The organism is Paenibacillus sp. EC2-1 (assembly GCF_049311625.1).
Taxonomy (GTDB): Bacteria; Bacillota; Bacilli; order Paenibacillales; family Paenibacillaceae; genus Paenibacillus_AQ.
Window position 1 is genome coordinate 3,014,006 of the sequence record NZ_CP186006.1, and the last position, 13,329, is coordinate 3,027,334.

Annotated in this window: 11 protein-coding genes; 2 read left to right on the top strand and 9 right to left on the bottom strand. The window is 41.4% G+C overall.

From position 1 onward, the window contains the following. Positions 1 to 9: 9 nt before the first annotated feature. From ACK8P5_RS14130 to ACK8P5_RS14140, 3 genes are all read right to left on the bottom strand, one after another. Positions 10 to 1,839, bottom strand: a complete 1,830-nt coding sequence (locus tag ACK8P5_RS14130) for a fibronectin type III domain-containing protein (RefSeq protein WP_422656916.1) — start codon at positions 1,837 to 1,839, stop codon at positions 10 to 12. A 274-nt stretch (positions 1,840 to 2,113) separates the two neighbouring features. Further along, positions 2,114 to 2,770, bottom strand: coding sequence for a GAP family protein (locus ACK8P5_RS14135; protein WP_422656917.1), 657 nt, complete (start codon positions 2,768 to 2,770; stop codon positions 2,114 to 2,116). Between the two features lie 31 nt (positions 2,771 to 2,801). Further along, positions 2,802 to 2,945, bottom strand: a complete 144-nt coding sequence (locus ACK8P5_RS14140) for a hypothetical protein (protein WP_422656918.1) — start codon at positions 2,943 to 2,945, stop codon at positions 2,802 to 2,804. A 186-nt stretch (positions 2,946 to 3,131) separates the two neighbouring features. On the opposite strand from ACK8P5_RS14140, the gene ACK8P5_RS14145 reads away from it, so the two are divergent. Next, the gene (locus ACK8P5_RS14145; protein WP_422656919.1) at positions 3,132 to 3,803 is read left to right on the top strand and encodes a DUF4097 family beta strand repeat-containing protein; all 672 of its coding nucleotides are present in this window, start codon (positions 3,132 to 3,134) and stop codon (positions 3,801 to 3,803) included. Between the two features lie 108 nt (positions 3,804 to 3,911). On the opposite strand, the gene ACK8P5_RS14150 is transcribed toward ACK8P5_RS14145, so the two are convergent. From ACK8P5_RS14150 to ACK8P5_RS14175, 6 genes are all read right to left on the bottom strand, one after another. After that, entirely contained in the window at positions 3,912 to 5,102 is a 1,191-nt protein-coding gene (locus ACK8P5_RS14150; RefSeq protein ID WP_422656920.1) for a DUF4179 domain-containing protein, read from the bottom strand. Then, on the bottom strand, positions 5,068 to 5,661 hold the full coding sequence (locus tag ACK8P5_RS14155) for an RNA polymerase sigma factor (protein ID WP_422656921.1): 594 nt from the start codon (positions 5,659 to 5,661) through the stop codon (positions 5,068 to 5,070). Before ACK8P5_RS14155 ends, ACK8P5_RS14150 begins: the two co-directional genes overlap by 35 nt. Positions 5,662 to 5,966: 305 nt before the next feature. Further along, complete coding sequence (locus ACK8P5_RS14160; protein WP_422656922.1) at positions 5,967 to 6,719, bottom strand: N-acetylmuramoyl-L-alanine amidase family protein; 753 nt, start codon at positions 6,717 to 6,719, stop codon at positions 5,967 to 5,969. Positions 6,720 to 6,864: 145 nt separating this feature from the next. Then, positions 6,865 to 7,860, bottom strand: coding sequence for a phosphotransferase family protein (locus tag ACK8P5_RS14165; RefSeq protein WP_422656923.1), 996 nt, complete (start codon positions 7,858 to 7,860; stop codon positions 6,865 to 6,867). Positions 7,861 to 7,898: 38 nt separating this feature from the next. Continuing rightward, the gene (locus ACK8P5_RS14170) at positions 7,899 to 9,683 is read right to left on the bottom strand and encodes an ABC transporter ATP-binding protein (RefSeq protein ID WP_422656924.1); all 1,785 of its coding nucleotides are present in this window, start codon (positions 9,681 to 9,683) and stop codon (positions 7,899 to 7,901) included. Next, positions 9,680 to 11,401, bottom strand: coding sequence for an ABC transporter ATP-binding protein (locus tag ACK8P5_RS14175; RefSeq protein ID WP_422656925.1), 1,722 nt, complete (start codon positions 11,399 to 11,401; stop codon positions 9,680 to 9,682). Before ACK8P5_RS14175 ends, ACK8P5_RS14170 begins: the two co-directional genes overlap by 4 nt. 791 nt (positions 11,402 to 12,192) lie before the next feature. On the opposite strand from ACK8P5_RS14175, the gene ACK8P5_RS14180 reads away from it, so the two are divergent. Continuing rightward, positions 12,193 to 13,257, top strand: a complete 1,065-nt coding sequence (locus ACK8P5_RS14180; RefSeq protein WP_422656926.1) for an endonuclease/exonuclease/phosphatase family protein — start codon at positions 12,193 to 12,195, stop codon at positions 13,255 to 13,257. Positions 13,258 to 13,329: the final 72 nt, after the last annotated feature.

Consider the following 13,329-nt stretch of genomic DNA (forward strand, 5'->3'; position numbering starts at 1 on the left):
ACAGTATTATCATTTCAATAGCCAGAGTGCAGGGACATTAGGTGGCTCCCACCCTGTAAGAGATGTATGAGGTTGACGGCAGATGTACGTTTTCCCACCATACGTAACTTCATCATTAACTTTGTAACTTACATTCGCACTCCATCCTACAGGCCCCGCGGGGCCCGTTGTTACACTAACTGAAGAACCTGCAGAAATATTACCTGCTGCATCTTGTGCTGTCACGATAAACTGATAGCTGGTATTCGCCGTTAGTCCGCTAATTGTCACGGTAGTCCCCTGAGTTTGAGCAATATTGGCCCCATATGTTATCGTGTATCCGCTCACACCAACATTATCCGTTGAAGGCGTCCAGCTTAGTGTTACACTCGTTGATGTTGATGAGAGGATTTGTACACTCCCTGGTGCTGAAGGTGCCGTCTGATCTGTACTAACCACATCTGTTTTTACTGTAAGCTGTGAGCTTGCTGCAGACTGATTACCTGCCGCATCCTTAGCTTTTACAGTGAATACATAATTTGTATCGGGGATGAGACCGGTGATCGTTGCACTCGTTCCAGTCACATTTAACATTTGAGAGCCGTACGAAATCGTATACCCGGTCACAGCTACATTATCTGTCGAGGATGTCCAGCTCAAGTTAACCGTTGTTGAGGTTTTGGATAGTAAAGCTAGATTTGTAGGAACGGTTGGAGGCTGTGTATCAGGTACGGGAGGTGTCAATGCATCCAGATAAGCCCGATGATTGTTCGAAAATTCAAAGTTGTTAAACTTATCCCAGTTAATCGACCAAGTCATCACTCCACGGAAGTCAGGATATCCGGTTGTACTGCCCCTTGTGGTGTAACTGGATAATTGTTTACCTTTAATCAGAGCATCAAGTGCTTTCTGTACTTCTGCAACCGAGGTGAAACCACCACCTGCATTGGTGTTAGCTGGTAAACCGAGAAGCACTTGGTCCGGACGTAATGCTGGAAACATATGATTGCTATTTTTGGCGACAGGGAAGCCTGTAAGCAGCATATCAGCCATCGCTACATGGAAATCCGCATTTCCCATGGTGTGGTACTGATTATCTAGTCCTGTAATCGGGCCCGAATTATAGTTCTGTACTTGTAGCCAATCCAGAATATCACGCGTTGCATAAATGACAGGTAGATAGGATCCGGCTCGGCTGTCACAACTTATGCAGCTCCCTCCATAAAAGCTGTAGCCAAGCTGCACGAAGAACGTTTCAGGAGCCATCGTGAGGTAGAACGTATCGGTTCCAAAATAATTGTTAAGCGTCCGAAGTGCAGATATTAAATTCACAATGACAGGTGTAGTTGGATTTTTGAAATCGCTATCACCCGAATTTAAATAAAGGGAATGACCTTCAAAATCCACATCCAATCCATCAAATCCATATTTCTCAATAATCGCTCGCACAGAATTTACGAAATTATCACGAGCTGTCGTTGTTGGAAGCTGTACTTGACCGTTCGCGCCTCCGATTGAGATGATCACTTTTTTGCCTTGGGATTGTAAGTATGCAACATCTGATTTGAATTCAGATTCTGTATAATTGTAAGGAGTAAACCCGATCGTTCCATTACTAACCCCTGAGGTAGGTTCGGCGAAAGAGACATTGATTACATCAAACTTGGAAGAGACATCACGCAGCTTAATAAAGCCTGAACCATTATCGAAATTATGCCAATAGCCCACAATCGTCTTGCTTGCTACAGCGGCATGAGCTTTAGGAGTATTCACAGCTAGAACCTGAAACAGTGTAAGAACCATGATGAAACTAAGTGCGAACATCCACATTTTACGAATCGAAAAACGGTCTTGAACCATTCGTTATTAGCCTCCTTGTTAATGAGAGTGAATTGATAACGTTTGCACAAAACCATGAAATTCCCGGATGAAATGCCGGAAGCCCCCTCTCCTTTCTCGACAGTGTACGGATAGCGATGACACACTAGCATCTAATTCCTTCATTTTTGCTGTGTTCTTCCTGCTTTATTATCAAGAAAGGACAATCTGAAGAGAAAGGATAATTTATGACAAAGGGGGATAAATTCTTCTATCCCAAACACAAGTTACCTGAACTCTTCCACTTATGTGTGAACTATAAATGATCAATACTGTTAAGCAGTAAAATAATCCCCGCAATACACATCATCCAAGAGAGCACCGATCCAGTACTATTGGCGATTTTCACGCTTAATTTTTCAAGAGGTTTCTGCAGTAATCGGCCAAACAGAGCATGTAATCCGATCAATAGTAGTGGCGGAAGAATCATAATAAAATTATAAGTAGCTAATATGGGTAGCCACTGAAAGATTGTTAACTGAGCTGTTGTCATAAGTCCAATAGCCGCAAAATATGGGAGTGCTGTAGCTACCTCTAATAAAGAAGTCGTTACTCCAAGACTAATCATCGCACTCATTTTCAAAGATTTAGGCTTGACCGGTTTAGCCGTCTTCTTCGTAGGAACATAAAAACTTGCGATAAATAAGACTCCTCCAACAACCGCTGTAATCCAGCTTATCACTCGGTTTTGAAACATATTGGATGCTGCATCAAATATATAATCCATACCTAACATAAGCGAAATGCCTACAATGAAATAGAATCCAGCTACCGTCATCAAATACATCATTAATCGGGAGAAGATCCGATTTCGATCACTCAATAATAAATACAAAGTCACCCCAATGGTTGCTGGACTCACCATATCTAACAAAGCTAATGCCCCGACAGAGAGCAGTAATTCTATACTCAAGATATTCTCCTCCACTCCAGATCTGTTTCAATTACTTCTCTTTCTTCATCGATAGCTTAATGAAATATCCAATCCCCAATCCAATAAGGACGCCTGGTAGAGCTTGATCCATGATCAATCCTAATCCAGCACCTATAATTACAAATACATAAATAATCATATCTCCTCGATTCATGTTGTCTCTCCTTTCGAAATCTAGTCGTTTATTTCGTTGATGATCATCCTATAAGATGACGTAACGTCAGGTTCAAGTTTTTTTATGAAAAATATTAAATCCGGTAAAATCATAAATTAATACTTGCTTGTGACGTTACGTCACCTATTACAATCAGTTCTAGCAAACCTAAGGAGTGTTCATCATATGAAATTCAGAAATCTTATTATTTACGTATTGATCATGCTATTGGTAAGTGGCTGCGGCGGCATAAACTCAGATGAAAATGAAGAAATACAGCACCTCTCTCTAAAGGATATAGAAACGATACACATTGATCATGGAAGCACCAAATTATTCATAGAATCAGCCGATATCGAATCACTCGAAGCTACCTTACGCTTGTATGACGATGGACCGGGAATGGTGATGGACCGTAGTAAACAGCAACTTGATATTAAGCTGAAAAGTGACGTTATTCGTATCTTAAATCTTGGGCAGCAGCCGGAGCTCCATGTCCGTATTCCAATCGACTTTACAGGGCAGGTGATCCTTGAAGGTACATCCGGCACGATTACGGGAAGTGATCTCCAGATGCATAGCCTAAAGATTACTGGTAAGAGCGGCAACATCAATCTCGATTTTGCTAAATTCCAAAGTGATGTACTTGTTAAGGCCTCCAGCGGAAACATAAGCCTGACCTTACAAGATGAAAATCCGAATGTTCATTGGCTTCTTCAAACAGGCAGTGGAAGACGATCCATATCTATTCCGATTGAGAATCTTCAAGAGAGTAATCGTAAGACAGAGGGTCATACAGGTAGTGGAGTTTATGACGTGAATCTGAAGACAGGTTCGGGGAATATATCCATTGAATAACAACGATTTAGAGACAACCAAAGTCTATAATTCGAGTATGATACTTCTCATATAGATTAAAAAAGAGAACCCGCACAATTCGCGAGTTCTCTTCTTGTTTATATTTAACTAAGGTTTAACAGGAAGGGTCAATTCTAAATCCTTAAGATACGTCTTATCACCGACACTATTCTTCCCTTGACCGACTATACTCCAATCCTTGGTGTTCACAGTTAATGTAAACGGCTTGATTGTAATTGATTTCGGTAACCTATTAAAAGGACTAAACAGTTGATCTATGTGATATTCTGTTTTTGGTTTGCTGTTGAAATACTCAAATTTATTGGGATTAAGCACATTCCCCTGATCATCCACTAGTTCATAATATACCATGCTGGCACTGTAATCGCCTGTTTGCGTCGGAGATATTGGAGCTTGTCCATTACTGTCTAGAACCAGACGTGTAGATACTGGTGAAAGCTCCATCTGCTTGACGGTATAACTGAATTGTCCGTCTGATTTCGAAGCCTCTGGCTTCAGAACGATAGATTTATTTTTCACATTCACAGGAATGTTGAATTCAAACATGTCTTTCACCCCTGTGACATTTGCCTTAATCGTTAACTCGAATTGATCAGGCAATTTCAGATCCTTAGTCAATTGAACGATGTAAGCATTCTCCCGTTGAGGATGATCCCCATAATTGCCTTCGCCGTATACAACTTCTTGTCCGTTAGCAAAAATAGCTGGCGTTATAATATACCCTTTCTTCTGATCCTTTACAGGAACCTTTCTGGATTTAAGATACTCGCTATCAGGAGATCCAATAATCTTATCATTTTCATTAATATATGGAGAAGCCGTATTCGGTAAATCTACCCCTTCACGCTCCAAAATGAAAGATAAGCGGGATCCATCATATAATAAATCAGCTACCTTCAGCGTTACTCCATCATGGGTTACACTCAGATTAGGTTCAGATACGATTCCTTGCTCAATAGCAGCTTGCAGAGATTCCTCACTTGTTCCATCAAAAAGATTTCCTACCACTGGAATTTGCTTCAAAGTTGCAGCCATTACGGGCGATATAAATCCCGTACCAATCACACCTACACCAAGTAAAGCAGCAGCAGACGCCACCATTACAATTCTTTTCATTACATTTGGCCTATGTTTGGATGATGCTTTTGTCATTTCATTCTCTCCAATCTTATTCATAATTTGATAACTCAAACTTTTATTAGGTAATGAAGATTCACGAATTATTTGTTCAATTGCATCCATTTCAGCGAATTCCGTTGGTTCCGACAAGTGTCCCATGTTTCATCTCTCCTCTTTGGCTTATACGTTCCATCAGTTTCCGACGCAATCGTTCATACTTTTTCCGTATGGTAGCGGACTTGAGGCCCATGATTTCACTAATTTCATCAAAGGTGTACTGTTCAACCGCCTTAAGGAGTAAAATATGGCGTTCTTCAGCTGTAAGGTAATTCAAGAGTTCATAAACTACGGGCTCACTTTGGGAGATTTGCAGTGTAGGTTGCTGCTCTTGAACATGCTCGACCAATTTGAGCCATCGGCTCTGCTTCTTTTTCATATTGATCAAATGATGGTAGGCCATTTTATAAAGCCAGGCAGAGAAGGACACTTGCCTGCTATATTGATGAATGTTTTCATACGCGCGAATAAAGATTTCCTGTACGGCATCCTCCGTCTCCGTATGATTCTTCAAAATATAATAGCAGTACGTATACATTTGCCGTTCAAACTGGAGAATAATAATTTTGTATTTCTGTTTATCTCCTGCTTTGACCTCTGCTACAACTGCTTCAATTTCATTTTTGCTTACTTCCGCTTCCCCGGGGATGGTTGACTGCAAGAGATTACCTCCTTTCTTTCTTGTTATCTATATAACAATCTCGTAATGTGTTTTTGTGACATCATCTATTTTTGTGATCATTTATTATGTCGTCCTAATACATTCGTTAGAATACACTTCCCAACAAAAAAGACAGACCAAACGTAATATCGTTCAGTCTGCCTGATTTCTATATGAATTCTTCATCTAGTATATATCTTTAATATCGTTTTCCCATAAGATTTCTTGTATCTTAGCAGTAATTATCATCAGTTCGTGTTGAGTCAGTAGTTGGCACCTTTGCTAACTCATCATCTTTATGCTGATCAAGTAGGATCATCTGAACTCTTCATCTCCATTAGATATTCCTTCAATCCATTAACAATAGCATTCGCTGCAAGTTCTTGTCCCTCACTGCTTCGCAGTAACTTCTCCTCTTCAGCATTCGTAAGATAGCCAACTTCTATAAGTACAGCAGGCATTTTGGCAGTTGATAGCACATGCATGCGTTCTTGTTTAATTCCTCGATCTCGTAGTCCAAAATCTTGTGTTAGATGCCGTTGAATAATTTCGGCCAATGCTTTACTTCCTTCATGCCGGTAAATGGTCTCTGTGCCCGTTACTGTTGAATCTTCATACGTATTAGCATGAATGGATATCAAGGCATCAGCATTCCATGCATTTGCCATAGCAGCTCGTTCGTTTAATTCTATATATTCATCATTCTCTCGAGTCATATAAGGTTCAAACATAGGGTCTGCTTCAAGCACCTCATATATGACCTGTGCAAGAGATAGATTAAACTCTTTCTCATATGCTCCGCTAACGCCCATAGCACCTGGATCAGAACCACCGTGTCCTGGATCAATGGCAATCCGGTATGTCTGTGATGGAGAAGATACTTTCGTAACCTTCTTTAACGCTTCATCAGATTGTGAAGATACTTCAGAAGATGTATCGTCAGCCACTAGAGTTCTTGAATCGCTGTGCTCAATGATGTTGAATCCAATCATTACAACAAATACCACAAGCATTAACAAGATCACTTTTATTGGTTTTCTTCTTCTGTAATGAATCATGGTTCCTTCCTCTCTATGATGTCGGTATGATAAATAATAAAAGAAGCCATACATTGTATGACTTCTATTCTAAACAGTTATTTATTTAAACGGGGTAAAATACTTCACTTTTAATGATATTTTAATTTAGTTCGTATAATACAGCTTATACGATACGACTCACCAAACGCTGAAGATCATGGATCCTCCTTGGTGTATCCAGCGTAGAATGATTTAGCATTTCACATAATGCAACGAGATCCTCCAGCTTAGATAGGATTCTCCAATTCTTATGAAGGATACCTCCCTGCTCTCTGTAAGCTCTAATAAAATGCTCTTCATATAAGGAACCATCTTCTTCGTATCTGAGCATATTGCCAATGTCCACATATCGATTCCATGCGAAGGCAAATTCCCAATCCAGAATAGCGGATACAGCGCAATCTACTACGTCATCTCGGACGAGTATGTTTAAACCATTAAAGTCGGAATGTACAAGAACTGGCTTCTCATCGCTCTCTGACAACAGTGGACTATAATTTTGGCAATAAGACCACACCTGTTGGATAAGTTCCTCTCCTAACCATATACCACAAGGCTGATGAAATAGACTCTGCTCAATGAATGAAAGAAATCGATCGGCATCCATTGTCATAGGCGCCTTGATATTTAAATCTTTATCGAAAAAACCGGATTCAGAAAAAGTATACTGATGCACATCTGCAAGACTTCTACCAACAGAAGTTGCCGCCGATATTATATCAGATTTAGTTCCGTTTCTAATCAAGTCGCGAAGAAGAATTCCTTCCTTCCACTCCATAACAGCCCATGGATGCAGAGTGTGAGTACAGGTTGTATCTGCATAAATAAAGTTCGCAACAGGAACGGATTGAGAGACATGCTTCGATATAGCGAGTTCTTTATCTGCTACACCTTTATCTCCGCGATATAAGCGAAACACATAGGGCGCCTCGCTCCCTTCCATAAGAATCTTATAATTTGAATTACTCAGCCCCGTTCCGATTCGTTCTGCTGAGATCAGTTTTTTATTCGGAAAGGCGGGCTTAATTATGTCCTCGATTTCGGTGAAATCTAGTAAGATAGATTCCTCCGTTCGCTCCCAATGATCTTTCATCATCAACTCTCCTTCTACGATTTCCATTCTATTGAAACAGACCTATAACTCAATAGAACCTAACCCTACTCAGCAACTTTCGCATATTCTTTATCCAAAGATTGCTCTCCTTGCCATAATAACTGCATCTCTTCATTCGTTGCGAGTAACTCTGACAAACTTCCTTCTGCCTCGATTCGTCCATCTTTCATAACAATGATGTGATCAGCCTTCGCAAGAGCAGCCCTGCGATGAGACACCGCAATACATGTGACGTCTTTCTCTTGAAAAAGTCCTTCCCACACCTGCTGCTCTGTTTCGACATCCAGTGCACTTGATAGATCATCGAAGATGAATAAATCGGCACCTGTCATCAGCATACGAGCCGTTGCTGCTCGCTGAATTTGTCCTCCAGATAACATGACTCCTCTTGGACCGACGTATGTTTCCAATCCTTTATCAAGGTTCTCCAAATCCTTATCCATCACAGCTAGGCGTATGGACCGCTCCAAACTTTCTTCAACATTCTCTTTCTTTCCCTGAACGATATTCTCTCGTAAGGGATCACTGAACAAACGAGGTACCTGTGGCGTATAAGCAGCTCTTGGTGGCATAAGAAAGGTTGCCGGATCGACATCTTGCCCGTTCCACCGAATGGATCCACTCTGTTTAGGAAGAAGACCAAGCAATGTACGTACAAGCGTGGATTTACCTGAGCCTATACGACCGGTGATCACAAGAAACTTCCCTCGCTCAAGACAGAACTGGATATCTGCTATCCCGTTGTCAGACTGAGGGTAGTGATACGACAAGTCCTTTACTTCAAGCACTTCGAGTTTTTCGCTTGGATCTCTTTTAATATTCGGAAGCTCTGGCGGATCTTCATTAAGGTACGTTTCTCTAGCTTCAATAAGTCGATCTTCTTCACCTGGACGAAACAATGTGCGCATCCGGTCAAAAGATACTTTAAGTCGCTTATGTTGAAACACCATATAACCGAATAGAGAAATACTAAATCCGATATTTCCCAAATAGGCTGTGAATAAAGCAAAATCCCCAACACTGAAACGCCCCGCTTGCATCTCCGTTGCACAAAGGAGGAGAATCAAGCCCGTACAGATACTCAGCACATGCTGATTAAGAGAACGCATCCACTGCTTGAACAGATTATCCTTAAGTGCAGCTTGACGGCGCTCTTCATTCAGCTTCATAAATCGTTCATGAACATGGTTCTCTGCCTGCCCCAGCTTCAAGGCTTGCACGGAACCAAATGTTTCTGCAATAAAACTTGTAATTCGCCCCGTCGCCTCACGATTTTTCTGTCCATATTGTCGTGCACGATTACCTGACAGATTATTAAGCAGTGTAACTACCACTAGAGGAAGAACAGCTACCAGCATGATCACCCAGTTAATGCTCGCCATAATAATAACAGAAACGATTGCAAACACGAGACGTCCCCAAAAATCAACCCATGATTCTATATACTCGACAACCTCATCCACATCATCACGAAAACGACTCATCGCTTCCCCTGGAGATGCTGGTAAGTTCCGTCCAGGCCAGCGCATAATACCTGCCAGCATATTCGTTCTTAGAATAGCTTGGATGTGATAAATATACGTCACCCATTGATAAAAGGCTGTAAAGAAAGCCCCCACTCTTACAACTCTAACTAGGGCAATGAATATAAGAGGCACAGCGAGCCACAAGAAATCCGGTGAATTCGAAGTCGCTCGATCAAAGAACCACTGCATTCCAAGTCCGATAGCTAACGGCAAGGAATGAAATATACACCACAACAATCCATTGATGATAAACAAGAAAGGTTGAAAGCGGAACAAACGCCCGATAAAACCACTGATTGTCATGCTAATTCCTCCTCTCTACCGGTTACTAACAATCTTGAATAATGCGAGGTTGGATCTTGCGCAAGTGCTTCTCTTTCACCAAACTCCAGAATCCGGCCATCACCGAGAACCATGATTTTGTCCACAGACTCTAGTGTTGCAAGTCGGTGTGCAATAATGACCCCTGTACACTGACGCATGAGTTGGTCCACAGCGACCTGAAGCATATGTTCTGTTGCAGCATCGAGTCTAGAGGATGGCTCATCTAGAATGACCAAGCTTGGCTGGGTTAGAAATACACGAGTTAGTGCAAATAGCTGCGCCTCACCTGCAGAGAGGGATGCACCACCTGCAGTGAGATATGCATCTAATCCTTCTGGCTGAGCGTCAATCCATTGACGAAGTCCTAATCGCTCTGTTGTTTCCAGAATAAATTCATCCGTCACTCGGTTATCAAACAGCGTTAAATTATCTCGTAGCGTACCATCAAATAACTGTACATCTTGCGTTACCATTCCAACTCTTCGATATAAAGATGTAAGTTTAAGCTTCGTAATATCCGTTCCTCCAACCCGAATGATGCCGCTATCGATGTTATACAGACGAAGAAGTGTTCGACTTAGGCTCGACTTCCCGCTTCCAGTACGACCGATAATGCCAAGACGCTCTCCAGGATTCACTTTAAAATGAATGTCATGCAGGACAGGCTTATCCTGGTTATAGCTAAAGTTAACTCCTTCAAATTCAAGTCCAAGTGCTCCATCTGGTAGCTCTTCCTGCTTACCATCAACAATCTCACTACGATTCGATAGTAACTCTCTAGAACGAATCATACCTGACTTCGCTTTCTGGAACTCTTGCACTTGATCCCCTAGCATCTCAATCGGGTCATTCAGCATTTGGGTATACTGATAAATTAGGAATAAGGTTCCCAAACTAATCTCGCCAACTAAATAATAACGAACACCGATTAATAGAACAGCCGTTACAGCAAGTGCGAATAGGATGACCGTGGTGTTCCACGGGACGACTCGAAGCATCCAAGCTTTTCTTCCTTTTAAGAATACCACTCGCATCATACGATGGAATCGATTCATCACATAAGGCACATTCCCATTGGCTTGAACATCTTCGATCCCGGCAATCCGTTCTTCTATAAGGCCAAACAAGGATGCACTCGCTTCTCGCTCCGATTTGGACGAGTTCACACCTAAGTTACGAATGAATACCATAAACATAATGGATAAGAGCGTAAAAATGGTCATAACGATTGCAATGGGTAGATTCACCGTATACATGAATCCTAAAATCCCAGCCAATAGCACAAAACTTCCAATGACCTGCACTATAAACATCGAGAAGAAATTCGAAATGCTTGTTACGTCCCCATCTATGCGTTCAATCATCTCTCCTGGTGTTTTTTTGTTATGAAAACGCATATCTAGCCGTAAACAATGCTTTAGCAGATCTCCACGTAATCGATTCGTAGCTCGCCATGAGACATCGTTCCCTAGATAGCTAACAGCCACCGTAACCAGTTGGTTGACAACAGCTACGATCAAGAACAGCCCCGCAAGCTGAATCAGACTGGCAAGTATCCCGCCTCCAGCAGCGGTATCAATAAATCGCTTAACAATCTGTGGTTGCAAGAGCTGCAAGCCTGTAGAACCTAAGAGCAAGATGATCAGGATCATCAGCCGTCCTTTAACCGGGCTTAAATATCTCAGCAGCCACGACATTGAAACTTTTTCTTGTTTGGGCAATGTGCCCACCCCCATAATATTCAGTTATCTTCTTTATCTTCTTGTCATTTTAAGAGCCATCTGTATCATTTTTCATGCGCAGACTCGCTAAGAAGAATTCTGAAACACAACTTTTACAACTCGGAACACACCATGATTAGAAATACTGAATAACAAGATAACTCACCCATTTCTTCATATTAATTTATTAAAATCTTAAACTCCGAACCGTAGTAGCATCTGCTTATCACAAATTCCGCAATTATCTGTACACTACTGAAGCACCTCCCTTCCAAGTAAGCGAATAATTTGGACGCAAAAAAGCCGCTCGATGAACAAATGTCCACCAACGGCTTATTAACATTAAAGAAACGGCAAAAATGAAAGTGAATATCACTTCTGCAAGTTGCTTGAATGCAATGCAATAATAGATGAGATGTTCAAGACAGGGTGTGTACAAACGTTCTTCATGATATCAACCTTAATAAGCATTGATTATAATCATCAAATCGTTTGCCACCTATTCAGTTATCGATTACTCGATAGGTCCTGTCATAAACATTTTCATTATTATCCACCCACTCACATATTTGTTCTTATTATATTCGCTCAACCCACAATTGTAAAGAAAATATTCCCAAGCAACCTCATATTCAAAATCAGGATAGCGATTGTTCACCCGCATTACATTACACTAGCGCCTTCTTCATATTTATGGTAATTTCACTGTAGCGCGAATGTTCCACTCGTATGGGAAGACTTTTTAACTGGGAGGTAAGAACAACCTAATGCTAATGAAATCTTTAAAATGGCTACTGTGGATCGTGCTTGGCTTGATTACTCTGGTTGTCATCTTTCTAATCTATATTACAGCAGTGGATTATAAGCCACCCGCTCAAGTAGAACTACAAACCAATAGTAATAACACCCCTGTTACACTTAAGCAAGGAGAACCGTTCACGGTTACGACTTTTAATATCGGCTATGCAGGGCTCGATCGTGGTCAAGATTTTTTCATGGACGGTGGGACGAAGTCTCGATCTAGAAATACAGAACAAACAGAGATCAACCTAAATGCCATTATCGATTTCCTAAGGAGTAATGAGTCCAATCTGTACATGCTGCAAGAAGTGGATACAAATTCCTCACGAAGTAATCGGATCAATGAATATGCGCGAATTAGCCGTGCATTGAAGCAATGCAGTGACACATTCGCTTATAACTACAAAGTGCCTTGGGTACCGGTCCCGATTACACGTCCTATGGGTGAAGTGAACAGCGGCTTACTAAGCCTATCTCAGTTCACCAGTACTTCACATAAACGGTACGATCTACCCGGTAAAGAAAGCTGGCCAGTGCAGTTGTTTGAGCTAGATCGTGGATTTATAGAGAGTAGATTTCCAGTCAGTAATGGTAAAGAACTTGTCACGATCAACCTTCATCTATCTGCATTTGACAAAGGTGGGACGATCCGCAAACAGCAGCTCGAGTTCCTAGAAGGCTATATTGATCAAGAGGCCCAAAAAGATAACTATCTTGTCATCGGCGGTGACTGGAATCATGCCCTGCCCGGTACAGATCATAATAAATTCATAACGAAGCAGGAATGGCCACAGTGGCTCCAACCCATCCCTGAATCCTTTGCTCCGGAAGATTTTCAGTGGGCCGTAGATCCAAGTACACCAACGGTCCGAACACTCGATATCGCTTATCAAGAAGGTGTTAATTTTCTCTCCGTGATCGACGGCTTTCTCGTTTCTCCGAATGTTGAGATCGCTAATGTCACCGGCCATGATCTAAAATTTGAGAATAGTGATCATAATCCAGTTACTGCAACTTTCATTCTAAAATAGGTCGATGATTTCATATAAAAGGTGCTTCTCCCTAAGATCTAAGATCTTGCGAGAAGCACCTTTTTTACACAT